Source organism: Streptomyces sp. NPDC012827 (assembly GCF_042900905.1).
In the GTDB taxonomy this organism is placed as follows: domain Bacteria; phylum Actinomycetota; class Actinomycetes; order Streptomycetales; family Streptomycetaceae; genus Streptomyces; species Streptomyces gulbargensis.
In genome coordinates this window covers 337,524-359,783 of record NZ_JBIBBY010000009.1, presented here as the reverse complement: position 1 = coordinate 359,783, position 22,260 = coordinate 337,524, and the positions used below count along the sequence as shown (strand labels likewise).

Annotated in this window: 17 protein-coding genes; 8 read left to right on the top strand and 9 right to left on the bottom strand. The window is 75.5% G+C overall.

Annotated elements, in window-relative coordinates:
- The first annotated feature begins 23 nt into the window (after positions 1 to 23).
- Both ACFY60_RS21715 and ACFY60_RS21710 read left to right on the top strand, forming a co-directional pair.
- The gene (locus ACFY60_RS21715; RefSeq protein WP_388612556.1) at positions 24 to 1,721 is read left to right on the top strand and encodes a PucR family transcriptional regulator; all 1,698 of its coding nucleotides are present in this window, start codon (positions 24 to 26) and stop codon (positions 1,719 to 1,721) included.
- A gap of 367 nt (positions 1,722 to 2,088) precedes the next feature.
- Complete coding sequence (locus ACFY60_RS21710) at positions 2,089 to 2,874, top strand: hypothetical protein (protein ID WP_388612554.1); 786 nt, start codon at positions 2,089 to 2,091, stop codon at positions 2,872 to 2,874.
- 31 nt (positions 2,875 to 2,905) lie between these two features.
- Here ACFY60_RS21710 and ACFY60_RS21705 read toward each other — a convergent pair whose 3' ends face one another.
- Positions 2,906 to 4,564, bottom strand: coding sequence for a hypothetical protein (locus tag ACFY60_RS21705; RefSeq protein ID WP_388612552.1), 1,659 nt, complete (start codon positions 4,562 to 4,564; stop codon positions 2,906 to 2,908).
- 133 nt (positions 4,565 to 4,697) lie between these two features.
- On the bottom strand, positions 4,698 to 5,477 hold the full coding sequence (locus tag ACFY60_RS21700; protein ID WP_388612550.1) for a GntR family transcriptional regulator: 780 nt from the start codon (positions 5,475 to 5,477) through the stop codon (positions 4,698 to 4,700).
- A gap of 172 nt (positions 5,478 to 5,649) precedes the next feature.
- Here ACFY60_RS21700 and ACFY60_RS21695 point away from each other — a divergent pair, with 172 nt between their 5' ends.
- The gene (locus ACFY60_RS21695; protein ID WP_388612548.1) at positions 5,650 to 6,555 is read left to right on the top strand and encodes a (2Fe-2S)-binding protein; all 906 of its coding nucleotides are present in this window, start codon (positions 5,650 to 5,652) and stop codon (positions 6,553 to 6,555) included.
- A 226-nt stretch (positions 6,556 to 6,781) separates the two neighbouring features.
- Positions 6,782 to 7,900 carry a DUF2637 domain-containing protein gene (locus ACFY60_RS21690; protein WP_309052252.1) on the top strand — a complete coding sequence of 373 codons (1,119 nt, stop codon included), beginning with the start codon at positions 6,782 to 6,784 and terminating at the stop codon, positions 7,898 to 7,900.
- Between the two features lie 35 nt (positions 7,901 to 7,935).
- Here ACFY60_RS21690 and ACFY60_RS21685 read toward each other — a convergent pair whose 3' ends face one another.
- The 3 genes from ACFY60_RS21685 to ACFY60_RS21675 form a co-directional block, all read right to left on the bottom strand.
- Positions 7,936 to 8,340 carry an ATP-binding protein gene (locus tag ACFY60_RS21685; RefSeq protein ID WP_388612546.1) on the bottom strand — a complete coding sequence of 135 codons (405 nt, stop codon included), beginning with the start codon at positions 8,338 to 8,340 and terminating at the stop codon, positions 7,936 to 7,938.
- Positions 8,341 to 8,425: 85 nt separating this feature from the next.
- Positions 8,426 to 10,168 carry a pyruvate dehydrogenase gene (locus tag ACFY60_RS21680; protein ID WP_388612544.1) on the bottom strand — a complete coding sequence of 581 codons (1,743 nt, stop codon included), beginning with the start codon at positions 10,166 to 10,168 and terminating at the stop codon, positions 8,426 to 8,428.
- Between the two features lie 27 nt (positions 10,169 to 10,195).
- A complete protein-coding gene (locus tag ACFY60_RS21675) occupies positions 10,196 to 11,722 on the bottom strand; it encodes a protein phosphatase 2C domain-containing protein (protein ID WP_388612543.1) in 1,527 nt (508 codons plus the stop codon).
- Between the two features lie 877 nt (positions 11,723 to 12,599).
- On the opposite strand from ACFY60_RS21675, the gene ACFY60_RS21670 reads away from it, so the two are divergent.
- Together ACFY60_RS21670 and ACFY60_RS21665 are read left to right on the top strand one after the other, a co-directional pair.
- Positions 12,600 to 13,583, top strand: a complete 984-nt coding sequence (locus ACFY60_RS21670) for a helix-turn-helix domain-containing protein (RefSeq protein WP_388612541.1) — start codon at positions 12,600 to 12,602, stop codon at positions 13,581 to 13,583.
- 115 nt (positions 13,584 to 13,698) lie between these two features.
- On the top strand, positions 13,699 to 14,181 hold the full coding sequence (locus ACFY60_RS21665; RefSeq protein WP_388612539.1) for a DUF456 domain-containing protein: 483 nt from the start codon (positions 13,699 to 13,701) through the stop codon (positions 14,179 to 14,181).
- On the opposite strand, the gene ACFY60_RS21660 is transcribed toward ACFY60_RS21665, so the two are convergent.
- From ACFY60_RS21660 to ACFY60_RS21650, 3 genes are all read right to left on the bottom strand, one after another.
- Positions 14,168 to 15,544 carry a DNA-3-methyladenine glycosylase 2 family protein gene (locus tag ACFY60_RS21660; protein ID WP_388612604.1) on the bottom strand — a complete coding sequence of 459 codons (1,377 nt, stop codon included), beginning with the start codon at positions 15,542 to 15,544 and terminating at the stop codon, positions 14,168 to 14,170. The genes ACFY60_RS21665 and ACFY60_RS21660 overlap by 14 nt on opposite strands.
- 63 nt (positions 15,545 to 15,607) lie before the next feature.
- Complete coding sequence (gene rsgA, locus ACFY60_RS21655) at positions 15,608 to 16,753, bottom strand: ribosome small subunit-dependent GTPase A (protein WP_388612538.1); 1,146 nt, start codon at positions 16,751 to 16,753, stop codon at positions 15,608 to 15,610.
- 284 nt (positions 16,754 to 17,037) lie between these two features.
- A complete protein-coding gene (locus tag ACFY60_RS21650; protein WP_388612537.1) occupies positions 17,038 to 18,162 on the bottom strand; it encodes a YihY/virulence factor BrkB family protein in 1,125 nt (374 codons plus the stop codon).
- A 17-nt stretch (positions 18,163 to 18,179) separates the two neighbouring features.
- Here ACFY60_RS21650 and ACFY60_RS21645 point away from each other — a divergent pair, with 17 nt between their 5' ends.
- Together ACFY60_RS21645 and ACFY60_RS21640 are read left to right on the top strand one after the other, a co-directional pair.
- Positions 18,180 to 19,847: an acyl-CoA dehydrogenase family protein gene (locus ACFY60_RS21645; RefSeq protein WP_388612535.1), complete on the top strand. Its 1,668-nt coding sequence runs from the start codon at positions 18,180 to 18,182 to the stop codon at positions 19,845 to 19,847.
- Between the two features lie 256 nt (positions 19,848 to 20,103).
- Positions 20,104 to 21,405: a GAF domain-containing protein gene (locus ACFY60_RS21640; protein ID WP_388612533.1), complete on the top strand. Its 1,302-nt coding sequence runs from the start codon at positions 20,104 to 20,106 to the stop codon at positions 21,403 to 21,405.
- A 306-nt stretch (positions 21,406 to 21,711) separates the two neighbouring features.
- On the opposite strand, the gene ACFY60_RS21635 is transcribed toward ACFY60_RS21640, so the two are convergent.
- Positions 21,712 to 22,194: a DUF2267 domain-containing protein gene (locus ACFY60_RS21635; RefSeq protein ID WP_388612602.1), complete on the bottom strand. Its 483-nt coding sequence runs from the start codon at positions 22,192 to 22,194 to the stop codon at positions 21,712 to 21,714.
- Positions 22,195 to 22,260 lie beyond the last annotated feature (66 nt).

The following is a 22,260-nucleotide window of genomic DNA, read 5'->3' as shown; positions in this document are numbered from 1 at the left end:
CGAGAAGGAACGGCGGCGACACGATGCGGCTGCGCGCACTGCTGGAGAACGACGCGCTCGGGCTGCGCCTGCTCGGCGGCGAGGACGAGCTGGACCGCACCGTCCGCGGCGTGATGACCACGGACCTCAAGGACCCGAGCAGGTACCTCTCCGGCGGCGAGCTGGTGCTGACGGGCCTCGCATGGCTCCGTGAGCCGGCCGACGCCGAGCCCTTCGTACGCATCCTGGCCTCGGCCGGTGTGGCGGCGCTGGCCGCGGGCGAGGCGGAACTCGGCGACATTCCGGACGATCTGGTTCAGGCGTGTTTGCGCCACCGGCTTCCGCTGTTCGCGGTGAACGAGTCCGTTGCGTTCGCGACGATCACCGAGCACGTTGTTCGACAGGTGTCCGGTGAGCGGGCGGGTGACCTCGCCGCCGTCGTCGACCGCCACAGGCGGCTGATGACCTCGGGCCCGGCCGGCGGCGGCCCCGAGGTCGTCCTGGACCTGCTCGGTTCCGACCTGGACCTGCGCGCCTGGGTCCTCTCCCCCACCGGCCGCCGGATCGCGGGCGCGGGCGACCCCCTGGACCCGGCCCTCGCCGCCGCCCTGGCCGGGGAGCACCTGGCCGCCACCCGGACGGGCCGGCGCGGCCCCCACCGGGTGACCACCGGCGGCACCACGTACTCGCTCTTCCCGGTCCGGAACACCGGCCGCGGCGCCCCGCCCGCCTCCCGGGACGTGCGCGAGACCGTCCTGTCGGACTGGCTCCTCGCCGTCGAGGCCGACGCCGGGGACTGGCCCGCCGCCCGCCTGGACCTGCTCCAGGGCGTGACGCAGCTGATCGCCGTCGAGCGGGACCGGCGTGACGCGGCCCGTACGGTACGGCGCCGGCTCGCGCAGGAGGTGCTGGAGCTGGTGCAGACGGGCGCCGCGCCCGCCGAGATCGCGGCCCGGCTGCGGGTCGCCGCCCCCGTGCTGCTGCCGGGCGTCGGCACCGCGCCGCAGTGGCAGGTGGTCGTGGCCCGGGTCGACTGGGAGCAGGACGCGGGACAGGGCACGGCCCTCGACGGCGGCCCGGTCGCCCAGGCCCTCCTGGAGGAGATCCTGGTCGACCCGGCGGCCGTCGGCCCCGAGTCGGCGGACCGGATCGCCGTCGCGCACAGCGGCGACGAGGCCATCGCGCTGGTGCCGCTGGCGGTCACGCCGCTGCCGGAGAGCGAGGACGAGGGCCCGGCGGCGGTGCTCGGACTGCACGCGGACGCCCTCCTCGCGGCCGTACGGGCCCCGCTCTCGGCCGGCCTGGCCGACGACGGGCGCCTCACCCTGGGTGTCAGCGCGGCCGTCCACTCGGCCGAGGGCCTGCGCGGGGCCCTGGAGGAGGCGCGGCACGCCCGCCGGGTCGCCGCCGCCCGCCCGGGCCGGGTCTGCGCCGCCGGGCACCACGAGCTGGCCTCGCACGTGCTGCTGCTGCCGTTCGTCCCGGACGACGTGCGCCGCGCGTTCACGGCCCGCCTCCTGGACCCGCTGCGCGACTACGACCGGCGCCACCGGGCGGAGCTCATCCCGACCCTGGAGGCCTTCCTGGACTGCGACGGCTCCTGGACGCGCTGCGCGACCCGGCTGCACCTGCACGTGAACACGCTGCGGTACCGGGTGGGCCGCATCGAGCAGCTCACCGGGCGCGACCTGTCGCGCCTGGAGGACAAGCTCGACTTCTTCCTGGCTCTGCGCATGAGCTGACCGGCGCCGCCGGCCCGGTCGGCCCGGCCGGCCGGGCCCGCGGGGCCCGCACCCTCCGGGGCCGGCCGTCAGCGGCGTACCGACCTCGGGAATTCACACCTTCGAGTTAGTCCTCCTGGAGGAGGGTCCGGCCGGCGGCCGGTCTTCGGCGCCCGTCCCGCACGGGCGCCGAGGGCGGCCTGATCAGGGGCCCGGTGGCGCCGCCGGGCCCGTCCCGCCGGTGGCCGAAGATCGCCGCCACTCACCCCCGCGCACTTGTGAAAACTTTCACCTGACCTCTTGGCGGGTGCCCCCGTTCGTGCTGAGATGCGGGTCTACTCAACAGCTCGATGGCGCGCTCGGGGAGGGCAATGTGGCGGACACCGCCATGTCTGGTTCCGAATCAAGGGATGGCGAGCGTCCGTCCCTCGCCTACGGCAAGGAGTCTCCCGTGGAGACCGCCATATGGCGGCTCCGCTCCCGGGGCTGCTGGACGGACGCCGCCGCGCTGCTCGCGCCACGGGCGTCCGAACCGGCCGCCGCCCTGGAGAGGGCGGCGCTGCTCATCGAGCGCTGCCTCTACACGGAACAGGGCTGGGCCGAGGCGGACGAGGCCCTGCGGGCCGCCGAGGCGGTCGCCAGGACCGACGAGGAGCGCGGGGCCGCGGCCTGCGAACGCGGCTACCTGGCCTACGCCTCCACCCTGCTGGGGGTCCGCGACCGGGCCGACGAGGCCCGGATGGCGCTGGGCCGGGCCGCCGCGCTGATCGGCCCCTCGGCGGCGGGCCGGCCGCTGCTGGACTTCCGGCGCGGCCTGGTGGCGCAGAACCTCGGCGACTCCCCGCAGGCGGCCCGCGCCGCGTACCGCAGGGCCCACGCCGGCGCGGCCGACCGGGGCGACGCGCTGCTGCTCTCCTCCACCTGGCGTCACCTCGCAGGACTCGCCTTACGCGAGGGGGAGTTGGCGGAGGCACGGCACGGTTTCGCCGAGTCGCTGCGGATCCGCGAGGAACTCGGTTACCTGGTCGGCACGGCCCCGGCGCTCACCGCGCTGGCCGACACCGAGACGGAGCCCGAGGCCGGACGCCTGCGCGCCGAGGCACGGCGCCTGTTCCGTCTGCTCGGCGGCGTGCCGACCTGGCTGGCGGCCCAGCTGACTCCCCGTACCGCCTGAAAGACTTCGGGCGCGCCTCGTCGACGCCCCGTCACCAGGCACGCGGGGAGAGACGGACCAGGGTCTCGTCGGTGCCGAGCAGGAGATCGCCGTCACCGGTGACCGCGACCGCGCGGACGGCCGGGCCCGGCCGGAAGGACGGGCCCGGTCCGCCGTCCGGCCGGTGCAGGGCCACGAGGCCGTCGGCCCAGGCGACGGCGACGAGCGGCCCGTGCGGGGTGTCGGCGGCGTGCAGCGAGACCACCGGCGCCGCGCGCTCCGCGAGGAGTTCGGGGCGCGGGGCGCGCCCGGGGGTCCAGAGGCGGACCGTGCCGTCCGCCCCGCCCGAGCAGACGAAGGGCGTCGCGGTGTCCAGGGCGGTGACCGCCGTCACCCGGCCGCTGTGCAGGGCCGCCTGGTGCAGGCCGGTCAGCCCGAAGGCGTGCACCGAGCCGAGGCGGTCCCCGACGACCACGGAGCCGCCTATCGCCGCGAGGGCGGTGCCCGGGTGCCGGGTCAGGGTGGTGGAGACCGCCTCCGTCAGACGCCGCAGGTACGGGGGCCGGGGCGCCGTCCCGCCGACCGTGTGCAGCCGCCCCCGCTCGTCCAGGAGCAGCACCGTCCCGTCCGGGGTCGGCGCGAGCGCGGTCACCCGCCCCGCCACCTCGTGCGGAAGGCGCCCCGCGGGGCTGGCGTCGGCCGTGTGCAGCAGGCGTACGGCTCCGGTGCGGTCGCCGACCAGGAGCAGGCCCTCCTGGGGGCCGCCGGCCGCCCCCAGCACGGCGACCGGGCCCGGCCAGGGCGGGGTGAGGTCGCCCCGGGTCCGGGTCCACCGGACGCGCCAGGCGGCTCCCTCCGCGAGCGCGGTGAGCGCGGGCCGCGCCCGGGGGTCGGCCCCGTCGCCGAGCGCGGCGAGCAGCACGGCGGCGCGGTCCTCCGGCGTCTGGTCCCGGCAGAGCGCCTGCCCGGCGCGCAGCCAGGCGGTCCGCAGTCCGCCGTGCGGGTCCCCGGCGGGACCGTCCGGGGAGCCGGGGGTGCCGGGGCGGGCCTCCGTGGCGTACCCGGTGGTGACGAGCACCGGGTCGGCCACGCAGACGGCGACCGGGTCGGAGAGGTCGGGCAGCGGCCGGGCGGCCGGCTCCCCCGGCGTGCCGCCGGCGTCCGGGGCGGGGTCGCCGTCCAGGCCGACGAGGGTGACGCGGCGGGCGGCGGCCCGCAGGGCGGCCGGGGCCGGGCTGCCGGTGCGGGCCTCCACGACGAGCCGGACGCGGCCGACCCCGGCGAGGCCGCCGATCAGTTCGGTCAGCGCCTCGGGTTCGGCGGCGGCGTGCAGGTCGGTGAGGAGGAGCACCGCCCGGCCGGTGCGGCGGTCCTCGCCGGTGGCGAGGACGTCCACGAGGTCGTCGGGGGTGGCGGCGACCACCCCGAGGTGGTTGGCGATCGTCCAGGCCGCGCCCAGCGCGCTCTGCCCGGCCAGCGGTACGAGCACCCGGGCCGGCCGCCGCCGCGCCCGGGACCGCGCGGCCCGCGCACCGTGCGCGGCGAGCCAGCCGAGCAGCGCCGTCTTGCCGCTCCCGGCGGCGCCCGTGACCAGGCACAGCCGGGGCGCCTCGGGGTCGGTGAGCCAGCCGAGCAGGGCGGCGGCCTCGGCCTGCGCACCGGTGACGGCGCGGCGTCCCTCCCATGCCGGGAACGGGGTCGCGGACGGCATGGGACACCTCACGTACGGCACGGGTGCGAGCGAACGGACGCCCTCGACCTTAGTGGGCCGCACGCCGCCGGGGACCCCCCGGTGGATCACCTCGTGGAACGGTCTTCCCGCCTCGGCGGTCCGGCGGGGACGGTCAGCCCACCGAGCCCGTGAAGTGCTCTCTGACCAGCGACTCCACAACGGTGAGGTCGCGGGCGACGAGGGCGTCCAGGAGGGCCCGGTGTTCGGCGGCGTCGGCGACGAGGTCCGCGTGGCGCAGGGCGGGCGCGCTGATCAGGGGCCACTGGGAGCGGCGGTGGAGGTCGTCGGCGACGGTGAGGAGCTGTTCGTTGCCGGCGAGGGAGAGGACCGCGCGGTGGAAGGCGCGGTCCGTCTCGGCGTAGTGGGCGCGGTCGCCGCGCGCCGCCGCGGCTGCGGTGGCCTCGGCGAGCGGGCGGAGCGCGGCCCAGTCGGCGGAGGGCACGGTCCGGGCGAGGCGGAGCATGACCGGGACCTCCAGGAGGGCGCGGACCTCCGCAAGTTCGGCGAGCTCGCGCGGCGTGCGTTCGATCACACGGAAGCCGCGGTTGGGGACCACCTCGACGGCGCCTTCGACGGCGAGGCGCTGCATGGCCTCGCGGACGGGGGTGGCGGAGACGCCCAGGCGCTCGCCGAGGGCCGGGGCGGAGTAGACCTCCCCCGGGGCGAGCTCGCCGCCCACGAGCGCGGTGCGCAGGGCGTCGAGGACCTGGTCGCGGACGGAGTGGCGGTGCACCTGGCGGGGCACCGCCCCGGGGGCGGGAACGCCCGCGTCCTCGTCCCGCTCCGCGTGGGTGTGCTCGCCCCGTACCGCCTGTTCGGGCACGCGTACGGCTCCGCCGGACGGCGGGGACGGCCTCCCCGTCGCCCGCTCGCGCGCTTCGCCCTGCTCCACCCGGGTCCTCCTGCGGCCTCGTACCGGGCCCGGCTCGCGATACCGGGATCCTCTGTGCACGATAGGCGAAAGGGCGACACGCGAGGTCACGGGCTCTCGCCGGTGATGAGAGAGCGGCAGCGATCCGGTAAGGTAAGGCTTACCTGCCAACGATCGCGATTCGGTGGTCCCCATGACCGTCCCCGCCCTGTTGCCCGCCCGCACCGCCCCGCCCGGCCCGTCCGGTTCCCCGGCGCCGGTGCCCGCCTCCCCCGTCGCGGCCGCGTACGCCCGGCTGACCGAGGTGTTCCCGGGCCTGCGGGTGGAGGAGACGGCCGGGGACGCGCGGCTGCCGCGCGGAGCGGGCTGGATCGGCTCGGACGAGCTGGCGGCCGGCGGGCCGGGCCTCGACGCCTTCCTCGCCCGCGACGAGGCGCAGGTGCTCCGCGACTACGGGCAGGAGGCCCGCCCCGACGTGATCGCGAGCTTCGCGCTGCACCGCTACGCCTGGCCCGCCTGTCTGCTCGTCACGGTCCCCTGGTTCCTGGAGCGCCGGGTCCCCCGGCTGCCCGCCTCGCACGTCGCCTTCCACCGGGCCACGGGCCGCATGGCGGTGCGCGTCGAGGAGTTCGCCTGCCTGCCCGGCGACCCGGCCGCCGCCCTGCCGGGCGCCCGGGTGGTCGCCGATGAGGAGGCGCTGCGCGCGGAGGTACGGGCCTCGCTCGCCGAGCACTTCGAGGCGGTCCTCGAAGGCTTCCGCCCCCGGATGCGCCGGGGGAGCCGGGCCCTGTGGGGCATGGCCACGGACGAGATCGTCGAGGGCCTTTGGTACATCGCGGCCCTGCTCGGCGAGGAGGAGCGGGGGAAGGCGGAGCTCGAACTGCTGCTGCCGGGCACGGCCAAGCCGTACGTGGGCGGGGCCGGTTTCCGCGAACTGCCGGGCACCGGGGGCCCGGCCGGCGCCCCGCACACCACCCGAGACCGGGCCGCCTGCTGCTTCTTCTACACCCTGCGCCCCGAGGAGACCTGCCTCACCTGCCCGCGCACCTGCGACGCGGAGCGCGTCCGGCGTCTGGCGGCCGCGGCGGCGAGCGCCTGACGTCCCCGGGGAGCCCCCTCGGGGAAGCCCGCACCTTACGCCACCCCCAGGGGTGACGTAATCCGAACACAACCCCCTTGCCCCGCTTGCGCGTTCGACCAGAACGTACCCGTTCGTGCGCCCTGCGTCCCCTATGGCGTGCACTTGCCCGGAAACCCCGTGTGGGCCCCACGGGCTCGGCCAGTATGGGCGGCCAAAGGCCCTACTGCGATGCAAGGGACACCGCATGAGACTGACCGACATATCGCTGGACTGGCTGCTTCCGGGCGGCGTGATGGTGGCCGGAGTCCTGACGGCGGTGGCGGTGCTCGCGCGCGGGAAGCGCGCCGGTGACCAGGCCGCGGCCGAGGACTCCTGGGAGCGCAGCGAGGAGCGTCGCCGACGCAAGGAGGCCGTCTACGGATTCGCCTCCTACGGCCTGCTGTTCTGCTGCGCCGCCGTGGCGGCCGCGCTCTCCTTCCACGGGCTCGTGGGCTTCGGCCGGCAGAACCTCAACCTGTCCGGCGGCTGGGAGTACCTCGTCCCCTTCGGGCTGGACGGCGCGGCCATGTTCTGCTCGGTCCTCGCCGTGCGCGAGGCCAGCCACGGTGACGCGGCGCTCGGTTCGCGCCTGCTCGTCTGGCTGTTCGCCGGTGCCGCGGCCTGGTTCAACTGGGTGCACGCCCCACGGGGCCTGGGTCACGACGGGGCTCCCCAGTTCTTCGCGGGCATGTCCCTCTCGGCGGCCGTCCTCTTCGACCGGGCGCTGAAGCAGACCCGCCGGGCGGCCCTGCGCGAACAGGGCCTGGTGCCCCGTCCGCTGCCGCAGATCCGGATCGTCCGGTGGCTGCGGGCACCCCGGGAGACCTTCGCCGCCTGGTCGCTGATGCTGCTGGAGGGCGTACGGACCCTGGACGAGGCCGTGGACGAGGTGCGGGAGGACCGGCGCGAGAAGGAGCGCAACCGCATCCGCCGACGGGAGCAGGCCAAGCTCGACCGGGCCCGGATCAAGGCGCTCAACCGGCAGCACCGTGCCTTCGGACTCGGCCGGGGCGGCGGACGCCAGGTGGAGGTGGCGGCGCTGGCCGCCGGTGCGGGGACCGGCGGTGCGGGCGCCGGCGCGGAGACGGGGCAGGCCTCCGGCTCCGGATCCGGTTCCGCGACGGGCTCCGTGCAGGCGGCCGTCGCGGAACCGGCCATAGCGGATCCGGGACAACTGCCTCTTCGGCCCCGGCCCTCCCTGCAAGCCGTCAGGGGAACTGAGTCGCGGACGGTGGACCTCACCGCCGAGGACGACACCCAGACGCTGCCCCGGCTCGATTCCCTGGAGCGCAAGCTCAAGGACCTGGAGCAGCAGTTCGGCTGATCACCGTGCCTCCCGCGCGAACGGCGGGGCCGCCCTCAGGCGGCCCCGCCGTTCAGTTCGAACCACACGACCTTGCCCACCCCGTGCTCCTCGACCCCCCAGGAGTCGGCCAGCTCCCGCACGAGGACCAGCCCCCGTCCGTGCGTACCGTCGTGGGCGGGCGGTACGGGTGGAGGGGTGAGCCCGGGGACGAAGTCGCGGACCTCCACCCGGAGTTGCTCCGGCACGACCGTCGCGGTCACGACGGCCCCGTGGTCGGTGTGGACGAGGGCGTTGGTCACCAGCTCGCTGGTGAGCAGCTCGGCCACGTCGGAGGCGCCCGGCCCGCCCCAGGCCCGCAGCAGTGCGCGCAGCGCGTGACGCACCTCCGGCACCGCGGTGAGATCCGCGCACCCCACCTTCCTGAGCAGTCGCGTCGGCTGTCCTGCCTCCCCTGCCATATCCCCCACCCATGCGTCGCGTCCAACTGGTCCCCGGAAGGCTGCCCCAGCCGCACGCCCGCATGCCCGCGTGACGGCGCCCGTGTCAGGGGCGGGGCACGTTGCGGAGGTTGGAGCGGGCCATCTGGAGCATGCGGCCGACGCCGCCGTCGAGGACGATCTTGCTGGCGGAGAGGGCGAAGCCGGTCACCATCTCTGCCTTGATCTTGGGCGGGATGGAGAGGGCGTTGGGGTCGGTGACGATGTCCACGAGGGCCGGGCCCTTGTGGCGGAAGGCGTCCTTGAGGGCACCGGCGAGCTGTTTGGGCTTCTCGACGCGGACGCCGTAGGCGCCGGCCGCGCGGGCGACGGCGGCGAAGTCCGGGTTCTTGTAGGACGTTCCGTGGGAGGGCATGCCGGCGACGAGCATCTCCAGGTCGACCATGCCGAGCGAGGAGTTGTTGAAGAGGACCACCTTCACGGGGAGGTCGTACTGGACGAGGGTGAGGAAGTCGCCCATGAGCATGCTGAAGCCGCCGTCGCCGGACATCGACACGACCTGGCGGTTGCGGTCGGTGAACTGGGCGCCGATGGCCTGGGGCAGGGCGTTCGCCATGGAGCCGTGGCTGAACGAACCGATGATCCTGCGGCGCCCGTTGGGTGAGATGTAGCGGGCGGCCCACACGTTGCACATGCCCGTGTCGACGGTGAAGACGGCGTCGTCGTCGGCCAGGTCGTCGAGGACCGAGGCCACGTACTCGGGGTGGATGGGGACGTGCTTCTCGACCTTGCGGGTGTAGGCCTTGACGACTCCTTCGAGGGCGTCGGCGTGCTTCTTCAGCATCTTGTCGAGGAAGCGGCGGTTGGTCTTCGGCCGGACGCGGGGGATGACGCACCGCAGCGTCTCGCGGACGTCCCCCCAGACGGCGAGGTCGAGGCGGGAGCGGCGGCCGAGGTGTTCGGGCCGGACGTCGACCTGGACGATCTTCACGTCGTCGGGCAGGAACGCGTTGTACGGGAAGTCGGTGCCGAGCAGGATCAGCAGGTCGCACTCGTGGGTGGCCTCGTAGGCGGCGCCGTAACCGAGCAGTCCGCTCATCCCGACGTCGTACGGATTGTCGTACTGGATCCATTCCTTGCCGCGCAGCGCGTGGCCGACGGGTGCCTTGAGCCGCTCGGCGAACTGCATCACCTCGGCGTGGGCGCCGGCGGTGCCGCTGCCGCAGAACAGGGTCACCCGGTCGGCGGCGTCGATCATCCGGACGAGGGCGTCGATCTCGGTGTCACCCGGCCGGACGGTGGGACGGGTGGTGACGAGGGCGGTGCCGGAGGTCTTCTCGGGGGCCGGCTCGGAGGCGATGTCGCCGGGCAGGGAGACCACGCTGACGCCGCCCCGGCCGACGGCGTGCTGGATGGCGGTGTGCAGCAGCCGGGGCATCTGCTGCGGGGTGGAGATGAGTTCGCTGTAGTGGCTGCACTCGCGGAACAGCTGGTCGGGGTGGGTCTCCTGGAAGTAGCCGAGGCCGATCTCGCTCGACGGGATCTGCGAGGCGAGGGCGAGGACCGGGGCCATGGAACGGTGGGCGTCGTACAGGCCGTTGATGAGGTGCAAATTGCCCGGCCCGCAGGAGCCGGCGCAGGCGGCGAGGCGGCCGGCGATCTGCGCCTCGGCGCCGGCCGCGAAGGCGGCGGTCTCCTCGTGCCGCACCTGGATCCAGTCGATGGCGGGGGTGCGGCGGATGGCGTCGACGACGGGATTGAGGCTGTCGCCGACCACTCCGTAGAGGCGTTGGACGCCCGCCCGGACGAGGATGTCGACGAACTGTTCTGCGACATTCTGTTTGGCCATGGCTCCATGTACCCATGGCCCGGCCGGTTACGCCTCCCAGACGGCCACCCCCGTACGGTCGTCGGCGTAACCCGTCACCCTCAGCTGGGTGTCGGCGAGGAAGGCGGCGAGGCCGGGCGGTTCCTGGCCGCCCCACCGGCCGGCGAGTTCGCCGGCGAGGCCGGGTTCGCCGCGCAGCGGGTCGGCGAGTCCGGGCGAGGCGAGGAGCAGGGTGTCCCCGGGCCGCGCGACGGACGCGCGGAAGCGGAACGGCTCGGCGGGCGGCGGGACGGGCTCCTCGACGAGGGGGCCGGGCGCGGTCGTGATCCCGAGGTCCATGGTGAGCCGGTCGCCCTCCCCGGTGGCCTCCTCGGCCCCGGCGGGGGCCGGGGGCGGCGGGGAGCCGAAGCCGACGACGGGGGCTCCGGTGACGGCGGTCGCGTCGGGCGGCAGCGGCTCCAGGTCCTGCCAGGCTCCGTCGCGGAGCCGGAAGAGGCCTCCGCCGCCGATGCCGAAGAAGACGCGGGTGCGGCAGGCGGGGTCGGCGGTCACGAGGAGGCAGCGCAGGGCCGCGGTGTACGCCTCGGGGGCGGCGCCCCGCTCGGCGGCGCGGGCGCGGAGTTTGCCGTAGGTACGGTCGGTGAGCCGGTGCAGTCCCGATTTGAGGTCGCCGCGGCGGCCGGACCTGATGTCCTCGGAGAGACGGGCGTGGCTGCGGCCGACGGCCTCGGCGATCCACCGGCAGGCGTCGGCGGCGGCGAGGTGGCCGTCCTCGGCGGTGCGGGAGCCGGCGGCGACGGCGACGAGGACGAGGGCCCCGTCGTCGTGGCCGAAGCGGGCGGTGAGCAGGGCGTCCCGGCGGGGCTCGCCCCGGAAGCGGGCCGAGTCGCCGCGTACGGAGGCGGCGCGCAGGGTGCAGGTGCCGTAGCGGGCCCCGTCGAGGACGGTGTCGGCGACGAGGCCGGCCAGTTCGCCGGGACGGGCGGCGGGCAGGGCGGTGGGCTCGGGGTCGTACGTGGGGGGCCGGTCGCCGACGAATCCGGTACGGGGCCGGGGCGCGGGCACGTCGGCGGTGCGGCGCCCGGTCCCGGAGGCGGCCGGGGGCGCGGCGGCCCGGGCGGCCGGGGGCGGTTCGGCCGGCGGGGGCGCGGGCGGGGCCTTCGGCGGCGGTGGCGCCGGGAAGGTGCGCGGCCCGGCCTCCGGGGCCTCCCAGGGAGCGCGCGCGACGGGAGCGGCGGGGGTACGGGGCGGGGCGGCCGGAGCCGGGGGTGCGGTCACCGTGTCGGGAGCGGCCGGCGTGGCGGGCGGCGCGGGTGCGGCCGGCGTGGCGGGCGGTGCGGCCGTGGGGGTTTCCGCCGGGGCCCGGGGGCTCGGGGCGGCGGCTGGTGGAGGCACGGTCACCGGGTCCGGCAGCCGCGGCTCCGGGGCGGGGTCGGCCGTGGCGCGGGTCACCGAGGCGAAGTGGGCGTCGAGCGAGTCACCCGAGCCGGTTCCGGCCGCCGGGTCCGGCGGTGCCGGGTCCGGCGCGGCGTCGTCGTAGAGCTTGTCCCACCAGTTGTCCCCCTGCTGAGTCATGCCCTTATTGTCCACCGCGCACGGCGTCCGAAAACGGGACATCCCCAAAAGGGTTACGTCGCATGGGTGGCCCGCCGGGCGGCCCCACCCCCCACGGGAAGGACGCCCGGCGGACCGCGTGGTCAGCGCACGTCGTCAGCGCCGACCACGGTCCGGGTGACGGAGTCGCCGTGGGCGTCCGTCGGTTCGGTCCTCAGGGTGGCCTGCGCGCCGGACACGCCCGCGTGGTGCACGGTCGCGGTCCAGCCGCCGCCCTGCTGAGTGACCCGCGCTTCCGTCCCGGGTCACGCCGCCGTCGTGGGAGTACGCGGGCGTGGCCGGGGTGAGCGCCGCGGGGGTGTACCCCGCGTGACCCGTCGCGGTGAGGCCGATCTGCTGGCCGTCGGTCGCGGCGAGGGTCTTGTGTCCGTCCTCCGGAAGGTCGTACCGGGGGAAGGGGAATCGGGATGCCTTGAGAATAGACGCTCGACTCAGGCCAGGAGGCCGTTTTCCAAAGTGAGTTGACGGAAGGGGAGCGCGCCCGCACCGTGCTCCCGATCGTGCGGGTGTCCCGTTCGGGGGTGTACGTCCCGGCCTCGGCCGGTACCTCGAAGGCGCGGGACGGCCGGGACGGCGGCGGGCGCCGCCCCTCGGGGCATCGGGTGCATCACTCTCCCCTCTGATTCCGGAAAAAGGGCGCGAAAGGTCCGCTTCCGCGGCCTGTCGGTGGTGCGGTGGCGCCACATTGGCAGAGGTGAGGGCGGTGCGGGGATGATGGGCAGGGCGGGAATACGCCGTGGCCGATTCCCGCCAGGTCACCAACGGAACGAATGCCTCCGGCAGGCGGTCCGGGAACCCCCGGGACGCGGCCGGCGGTACGGCGAGGGGCGGGACACACATGCTGGGAGCGATAGGACTCGACGGACGTCAGGAGTCCGCGTACCGGGCGCTGGTGGCGCTGGGCGCGGCGGAGGTCTCCGATCTCGCGCACCGGCTGGCGCTGCCCGAGCAGGACACCGAGCGGGCGCTGCGCCGGCTGGAGGCGCAGGGGCTCGCCGCCCAGTCCTCCGCGCGGACCGGGCGCTGGGTGGCGGCGCCGCCCGGGGTGGCGCTCGGGGCCCTGCTGACCCAGCAGCGGCACGAGCTGGAACAGGCGGAGCTGGCGGCGAAGCTCCTCGCCGAGGAGTACCGGGCGGAGGCGACGGAACCGGCGGTCCACGACCTGGTGGAGGTGGTGACCGGGGCGAGCGCCGTGGCGCATCGTTTCTTCCAGCTCCAGCTCGGTGCCACGGAGGAGGTCTGCGCCCTGGTCACGGGCAAACCGATCGCCGTGACGGGCCTGGAGAACGACGTGGAGGAGCGGGCCGCGAGCCGCGGTGTCGCCTACCGGGTGGTCCTGGAGCGGGAGGTGCTCGCCCAGCCGTCGGGGCTCGGTGAGCTGGCGGCGGCGCTCGGCCGGGACGAGAAGGTCCGGGTGGTGGACCGGGTGCCCACCAAGCTGGTGGTCGCCGACCGGACCCTTGCCATGGTGCCGCTGACCGGCCGGGGCGCGGAGCCGGCGGCGCTCGTGGTGCACGCCAGCGGGCTGCTGGAGTCGCTCATGGGCCTCTTCGAGTCGGTGTGGCGCGACGCGCTGCCGCTGCGGCTCGGGGCCGGCGCGCAGGTCGTGGAGGACGAGGCGCCGGGTCCGGACGCCACGGATCTGGAGGTGCTGTCCCTGCTGCTCGCGGGCATGACGGACGCGAGCGTCGCCAAGCAGCTCGACCTCGGCCTGCGGACGGTCCAGCGCCGGGTGAAGGGCCTCATGGAACTGACCGGGGTGACGACCCGGCTCCAGCTGGGGTGGCACGCGTACGAGAAGGGGTGGGTGTCCCGGCGCTGAGGCGGGGGTGGCGGGGGCTCCGGTGCGGCCGGGTATCCGGCTCCCCCCGGGCCCGCGTCTCCCCGGATGCCGCGCCGGACCTGCGCGGAGGCGGCGGGTGAGGGACGCTGGCCGGGTGGGTGTGTGGCAGCTCCTGATGGTGGCGACGGTGATGCTGCTCGGCGTCTTCGGGGTACTCGTGCCCGGAGTGCCGGGGACGTGGCTCGTGTGGGCCGCCGTGCTGTGGTGGTCGCTGCAGGAGCGGACCGGCCTCGCCTGGATCCTGCTCGTCTCCTCGACGGCGCTCCTGCTGCTGACCCAGGTGGTGGTCTGGCAGCTGCCGCCCCGCCGCTTCCGGGGCGTCGGCATCACCCGGCGGATGGTCGCGTACGCGGGCGCCGGCGCGCTCGTCGGATTCCTGCTGCTCCCCGTGGTGGGCGCCGTCCCCGGTTTCGTGGGCGGGATCTACCTCGCGGAGCGTCTGCGGCTCGGCGGCCACGGCCAGGCCGGGGCGGCGACCCGGGCCGTGATGCGGGCGGCGGGCACGAGCGTCCTGGTGGAGTTGTTCGCGTGCCTGCTCATCGCGGGCGCCTGGGCGGGCGCCGTCATCGGCGGCTGAGCGGGGTGGGCCCGGGAGCCAGGTAGCGGGCCGCGTACGAGCGCCAGGGGCGCCACCGCTCCGCCTCCGGTCCGGGTACGGACGCGGCGGCGACGTCCGGGTCGCCGAGGGCCCGCATGCGGATCAGGGCGGCGGTCCCCGCGTCCACGCCCGCGACGGCGCGCAGGGCGCGCTCGGCCTCCTCGCGGTCGGCGCCCGGGTCGAGGCGGACCTCCCCGGTGGCCAGGGCGCGGGCGAGCGGCCCGGCGGCCGGGTGGGCGGTCAGCTCGGCCGGGAGGGGGAAGAGGTGGGTGAGGGTGCCGCAGGGGGTGTCGAGGGGCGTGCCGTACCGCTCCACGACCCGGGCGGCCTCCCCCGGCCCGAGGACGGCCCGCAGCGCGAACTCCTCCGGCGCGGCCGTGCCCGGGGACCGCACGCCGGGCCGGTCCGCGACCTCGGCGGCGAGCAGCGGATCGGCTCCGAGCCGCTCCGCGACCGCGTACGGGTCGGCGTCCAGGTCGAAGAGGCGGCGCAGCCGATGGACGGCGGTGGTGAGGTCGCGCAGGTCGGTGAGGTGGATGCGGGCGTCGAGCCAGCGGCCCGCCGACCGCTCGTCGACGGAGACGATGCCGGTGCCGTACGGGAGGCGGAGGGTGCGCCGGTAGGTGCGGGCGCCGGGGGCGCCGGCGACCTCCTCGACCAGGGGGACGGCCTCGGCGGCGAGCAGGTCGAAGACCTCGCGGGCGGCGTACGGGCCGCGGTGGGCGAGCCGCAGCGGGACCCCGGCGGCGAGCGCGGTGCGGTCCCGGGCTCCGGCGCCGGTCTCGGCGCGCAGGGCGGTGGGGGTGCGGGCGTAGACGGCGCGGATGGTGTCGTTGAACTGGCGGACGCTGGCGAAGCCGGCGGCGAAGGCGATGTCGGTGACCGGCAGGGCGGTGGTCTGCAGCAGCAGCCGGGCGGTGTGGGCCCGCTGGGCGCGGGCCAGGGCGACGGGCCCGGCGCCGAGCTCGGCGGTGAGCTGGCGCTGGACCTGCCGGGTGCTGTAGCCGAGGCGGTCGGCGAGCCCGGGGACGCCCTCGCGGTCCACGACCCCGTCGCCGATCAGCCGCACGGCGCGGCCGACGACGTCGGCCCGGACGTTCCACTCGGCCGAGCCGGGCACGGCGTCCGGGCGGCAGCGTCGGCAGGCGCGGAAGCCGTGCCCCTGGGCGGCGGCGGCCGTCGGGAAGAAGGTGACGTTCTGCCGTTTGGGGGTGACGGCGGGGCAGCTGGGACGGCAGTAGATGCCGGTGGTGCGGACGGCGAAGAAGAACTCTCCGTCGAACCGCGCGTCCCTGCTGCTCACCGCCTCGTAGCGGGTGTCGTCGTCCGTCACGCAATCCAGTGTGCGGCCGTGCGCGCACCCCGGCTCGCGGTTTTCGGACACCGCGCTCCCCCGCCGCCGTGGCTACCGCAGCCGGCCGCCCCGCTTGAGCTCCAGGGCGGCACGGCCCTCGGCGCCCTTGCGCTTCCAGTCCTTGCGGATCTCGTGGCGCATGCGGGCGTCGGTCTTGGCGACGATCCGCTGGTTCTCGCGGAGCAGCTTGCGATAGCTCTCCAGGCGGCGGACGGCGAGCGTGCCGTCGTCCACGGCCGCCGTGACCGCGCAGCCCGGCTCCGCCTCGTGGGCGCAGTCGTGGAAGCGGCAGTCCCGGGCCAGCTCCTCGATCTCGGAGAACACCTGGCCCACCCCGGTCTCCGCGTCCCAGAGGCCGACGCCGCGCAGCCCCGGCGTGTCGATGAGGACACCGCCGCCGGGCAGCAGGAAGAGGTTGCGGGTGGTGGTGGTGTGCCGGCCCTTGCCGTCGACGTCCCTGGCCTCCTGGACGTCCATGACGTCCTGGCCGACCAGGGCGTTGGCGAGGGTGGACTTGCCCGCGCCGGAGACGCCGAGCAGCACGGTCGTGCCGCCCGCGACGGTGGCGGAGAGCGTGTCGAGGCCGAGGCCGGTGGTCGAGCTCAGCGGCAGCACCCGCACGCCGGGGGCGACGGTCTCCACGTCCTCGACGAGGTAGGAGAGCCCGACCGGGTCGGGCACCAGGTCGGCCTTGCTGAGGACGACGACGGGCTGGGCACCGGACTCCCAGGCCAGCGCCAGGAACCGCTCGATCCGGCCGAGGTCCAGCTCGACGGCGAGGGAGACGGTGATGATCGCGTGGTCGACGTTGGCGGCGAGGATCTGCCCCTCGGACCGCTTGGAGGAGGTGGACCGCGCGAACGCCGTCCGGCGCGGCAGGCACGCCCGTACGTAGCGGGGGTCACCCGAGTCCTCGGGGTCGACGGCCGCCCAGTCACCGGTGCAGACGACCCGCAGCGGGTCGTGCGGGGTCACGAAGGTGGTGTCGGCGCGGACGACGCCGCCGGGGGTGGCGACGTCGCACTGCCCGCGGTCGACGCGGACGACCCGCCCGGGGACGAGGCCCTGTGCGGCGTACGGGGCGAAGGCCTCGGCCCAGCCGGTGTCCCAGCCGTGGGCGTCGAGTACCGGGGCTGCGCCGGCCGGAGACGGAGCGGAGGGAAAGGTGGAGGAAGCGGCGGAAAGCGGGAAAGACAAGGGGAACCCTTCACAGGGCGGCCCCGGCGATCGGTGATCGAAAGAGGTCAGCCGGAGGCCACGGAGGTGATGTGGACGAACTTCCGCGTGCGGGCAAGGCCCTTCGTGACGACAGCCATCGATCACACCTCCTGGTCGGATTCCTGTCCTGCGTGATCCGTGGATCCGGGACGGACGTCACCGTAGCGGGCCCGCTCACGCCCGCGCCAACGGTTTTTCCGCACGCCGTCCGCGGCGCCTCCCCGCGTACCGCTCCGCATCCGCCCCCCGGGGTCAGGCGGCCGTCACTCCTTCTCCCAGCCCGAGTGGAGGCGGGACCTCACGTCGTCCGGGGGCAGGAACCTGGACCAGCGCTCGGGGAACTCGGACGGCATGTCGGGGTCGTCCTCGTCCACCTCCTCGGCCTCGGCGCGGACGCGGGCGACGAGTTCGGCGGCCTGGACGGCACGGGCGCGTTCGTTGGCCTCACGGGCGGCGGCGGTGGCGACGGAGGGCCAGACGCGGTCGATGGCGGCGTTCACGGCGGCGCCGACGAGGACGGCGAAGGCCGAGATGCCGATCCAGAGGAGGACCGCGATGGGAGCGGCGAGGGAGCCGTAGATGGTGGGGCCCTCGACCTGGCTGGTCAGGTAGATCCGGAGCAGGAAGCTGCCCAGCACCCACATGGCGAGCGCGACCAGGGCGCCGGGGATGTCCTCGATCCACGGCGACCGGACGGGGACGGACACGTGGTAGAGCGTGGTGAGGAAGACGATGGTCAGCAGGATGACGGCCGGCCAGTAGAGGACGGCGACGACCTCCGTCCCCCAGGGGACGAACTCCACGACCCGGTCGGGCCCCACGACCGCGAGGGGCAGGACGACGGCTCCGATGACGAGGGCCACGAGGTAGAGCAGGAAGGCGAGGAGGCGGGTCTTGACGATGCCGCGGTGGCCGTCGAGTCCGTACATGACGGTGATGGTGTCGATGAAGACGTTCACCGCGCGGGAGCCGGACCAGAGGGCGATCGCGAAGCCGAGCGAGACGAGATCGGGGCGTTTGCCCTGCGTGACGTCCTCGACGAGGGGTTTGGCGATGTCGCGGACGCCCCGGTCGGAGAGGACCGTCCCGGCGGCCCGGAGGATGTTCTCCTCGATGCTGGCGACGGTGTCGGTGTTGGTCCAGTCGTCGGCGTAGCCGAGGAGGGCGATCAGGCCGAGGAGGAGGGGCGGCAGGGACAGCAGGGTGAAGAACGCGGCCTCGGCGGCGAGGCCCAGGATCCGGTACTCGATGCACGAGTTGACGGTGTCCTTCAGAAGCAGCCAGACCATCTTCCGCTTCGAGACGTTGCGGTAGAGGACGCGTGCCCGGTGAAGCCTGCTCCCGGGCCGACGCTCGGGCCGTTCGGATGTTTCTCTTGCTGCCTGCACCTGCTTACCGTATCGGCATGGCAGCGAGCACCCACACCGTGACCAATCAGGCTCCGCCCCTGGTGGGATACGACGTCTTCACGAGCGACCGGGCCCTGACCGAGGCCGTCGACCGGCATCTCGGCGCGGCGGGCGCGCCGGAGGTCCTGGACGAGGCGCGCGGCGAGCTGGGAGCGCTGGGCCGTTCGGCCGGTTCGACGCAGCTGAACGGGTGGGCGGAGCTGGCGAACGCCTTCCCGCCCCGGCTGCGCACCCACGACCGGTACGGCCACCGCGTCGACGAGGTGGAGTTCCATCCGGCCTGGCACCGGCTGCTCGGCAAGTCGGTGACGTCGGGCCTCACGGACGCGTGGGGCAGGCCGGGCGGGCACGTCCGGCGCGCCGCCGGGTTCCTGATGATGTCGCAGGTGGAGGCGGGGCACGGCTGTCCGGTCTCGATGACGCACGCGGCGGTGCCGGCGCTGCGCGCCGAGCCGGAACTCGCCGCCGTGTGGGAGCCGCTCGCGACCTCGCACCTGTACGAGCAGGAACTGCGGCCGCCGCTGGGCAAGACGGGCGTGCTGCTCGGCATGGGGATGACGGAGAAGCAGGGCGGCAGCGACGTCCGGGCGAACACCACGTCGGCGCGTCCGCTGGCGGCGGCCGGGGAGTACGTCCTGACGGGCCACAAGTGGTTCTGTTCGGCGCCGATGTCGGACGCCTTCCTGGTCCTCGCGCAGGCGCCGGGCGGGCTCACCTGTTTCCTCGTGCCCCGGATCCTGGAGGACGGGACGCGCAACGCGTTCGCGCTCCAGCGTCTGAAGGACAAGCTGGGCAACCGTTCGAACGCCTCCGCGGAGGTGGAGTTCGACGGGACGACCTGGGCGCGCCGGGTCGGCGAGGAGGGCCGCGGGATCGGTGTGATCATCGGCATGGTGGCGGCGACCCGGCTGGACTGCGTGCTCGGCTCGGCGGCGCTGATGCGGCGGGCGGTGGCGGAGGCCGTGCACCACGCCTCGTACCGCTCGGCGTTCGGCGGTCTCCTCGCCGACAAGCCGCTGATGCGCAACGTGCTCGCCGATCTGGCGCTGGAGTCGGAGGCGGCCACGGCCCTCGGGATGCGGCTGGCCGCGGCCTACGACGCCTGCGGGAACGGCGGCGGCGACGCCGAGCGGGAGCGGGCCCTGCTCCGCATCGCCGTGCCGGCGGCGAAGTACTGGGTGACCAAGCGCTGTACGCCGGTGGTGGCGGAGGCGCTGGAGTGCCTGGGCGGCAACGGGTACGTGGAGGAGTCCGGGATGCCGCGCCTGCTGCGCGAGTCGCCGCTCAACTCCCTCTGGGAGGGCTCGGGGAACGTCCAGGCCCTCGACGTGCTGCGCGCCCTGCGGACCGAGCCGGCGGCGCTCGACGCCTTCCTGACCGAGGTGGGTGCGGCGCGGGGCGCGGACCACCGGCTCGACCGGGCGATCCGGGGGGTGCTGACGGAGCTGGCCGACCTGGAGGGGGTGGAGGGGCGGGCGCGGCGGCTGGTGGAGCGGATGGCGCTGGTGCTCCAGGGATCTCTGCTGGTGCGGTGGGCGCCGCCGGAGGTCGCGGACGCGTTCTGCGCGGGGCGGCTCGGCGGGGAGGCGGGGGCGGCCTTCGGGACGCTGCCGCCCACCCTGGACCTGCGGGCGGTGGTGGAACGGGCGCGGGTGGAGATCTGAGCCGGCCGGGCCGCCGGCGCGCGGGCTCCGATCGGCCGCTCGGCGCGGGAGAAGCGGGGGTGGTGCTGCGCCGACACGGCACCACCCACCGCTCGCTCCACCTTCACGTACGAAGGCCCCTCCCGGCCAGAGTTGCAAAGGGTTGCGAGATTGCCGGAACCCGCCCTCGCCGGGTGCCGCCGGACGGCACGATGGGCAGCGACACCCCGGACATCCGCAGAACCGATACAGCGCCCGGGGTGGCTGGGAGAGACCGATGAAGAACACGCAGCTGGACATGAAGCGGCTGGCCGCCATGGACGCCGCTCAGGCCACGCGCCTGCTGCACCGGGTCCGCGAGGAGACGCTCGCGGGCCGTACGCCCCCGATCGCGCCCCGCCCCGTGATCGACGCCTCCTGGCAGCGGATGGCCCGGATAGGCCTCGACCCGGACCAGGGCACGAGCAGTGTGCTGCTGCGGCGGGAGGAGCTGGAACGGCGGCGGCGCTCCACGCTCCTGGCCGAGGTGATGGGGACCCTGAGCGGAGGCCTCGCCGGCATCGCCGACGCCTCCCTCCAGATCATGGTGGTCACCGACGAGCAGGGCCGGGTGCTGTGGCGCGAGGGCAACCTCGCGGTGATGCGGCAGGCGAACGGGATCTGTCTGGAGGAGGGCGCCGCCTGGACCGAGCACACCGCCGGCACCAACGCCGTGGGAACGGCCCTCGCCATGGGCCGGGCGGTGCAGGTCCACTCGGCCGAGCACTACGTGCACACCCTCCACAACTGGACCTGCGCGGCGGCCCCGGTACGTGACCCGCGCGACCAGCGGCTGCTCGGCATCCTGGACGTGAGCGGACCGGCCTCCAGCTTCCATCCGGCGATGCTCGCCCTGGTCGGCTCCGTGGCGCGGCTGGCCGAGGCGGAGATGCGGGAGCGGCACCGGCGTTCGGTGGAGCGGCTGCGGGCGGTGGCGGCGCCGATCCTGTGCCGGGTGGGCGGGCGGGCGGTCGCGGTGGACGCGCACGGCTGGACGGCGGCGGTGACGGGGCTCGCGCCGGTGGACCGGATCGCGCTGCCGAAGTCCTTCCGGGCCGGGCGGATGTGGCTGCCCTCGCTCGGGATGTGCGCGGTGGAGCCGCTGCCCGGCGGCTGGCTGCTCCGCGTGGAGGAGGAGCCGCCGCCCGCGGAGGCCGGACCGGGTGCGGCGGGCCGGGTGGTGCTGGACCTGAGCAGGCCGCGCCGGTGGACGGTGGACGTGACGGGGCCCGCGGGGAGCTGGCAGCAGGAGCTGAGCCCGCGCCACGCCGAGCTGCTGTACGTACTGGCGATGCACCGGGACGGGCGGACGGCGGCGGAGCTGGCGGGGGACGTGTTCGGGGACCGGACGAGGACGGTGACCGTACGGGCGGAGATGTCGCGGGTGCGGCGGAACCTGGCGAGCGTCCTCGCCCACCGTCCGTACCGCTTCCGGGAGGAGGTCGAGGTGACCGTGCTGCGGCCGGAGCGCCCGGCCGACCTGCTGCCGCATTCGACGGCCCCGGCGGTGCGGGCCGCGCGCACGGAGGCCGCCGGCTGACACCGGGTGGGGTGCGGCTCTGCCGAGGACCTGGGCCGGCGGACACGGGCCCGGGGGCCGGGACGGCACGTGGGCGAAGAGCGCGGGCCACGCGGCCCGATGGCCGCAAGGCACCGGCCGGGCCCGGGGGCGGTCCGCGCCCTCGGACGGCCGGCCCGGCCGGACCCCGACGCCGGGCCCACCGGCCCGGCGGCCCCGGGAGATCGGGAGGACGCCGACGACGGGCCCGGGCAGCCGGAGGGCCGAGGCGGGGGCGGTGCCGACGCGGGACCGGACCGGGCCCGGGGCGGGGGAAGAGGAGGAGGGTCAGGCCGCGGCGGCCGTGCCCTCGGTGGCGGGCCTGCGCTGGGTGAGTTCGGCGCGGCCGAACAGGAGGGCGTAACCCGGCGGGAGCTGGGCCACGATCCGGTCGGTCAGTTCCGGGCCGGCCAGCCGGGTGACGGCGGCCAGGACCGCGCTCACGTTCCAGCGGGCCGTGGCGGGCGTCCGGCCGGTGCGTTCCGCGAGGTCCTTCACGAACTCCCAGCCGGTGAGCCGGTTCAGGGCCGGGATCTGGCCGGTGAGGACGAGGGCCGCCTCGACGGGGAGCCGGGCGGCGAGGTCGACGCGCTCGTCGCCGACGAGCTGGCGGCCGAGGGCCGCGAGGACGTCCCGTACGGCTTCCTCCGCGTGTTCACGGGTGGGGTGCGCGCCCTCGTAGCGGACGCGTTCGAGGAGGCGTACGTAGTCCTCGCTCTCCTGGAGTCCGGCACGGGGGGCGGGAAGGGCCGTCTCGGTCTGCTGGAGCATGGGTCTGGTCGTCACCGTTCTCTGCGGGCCCGGCCGCCGGGGCCGGGCGGGGTGGACGGGTGCGGG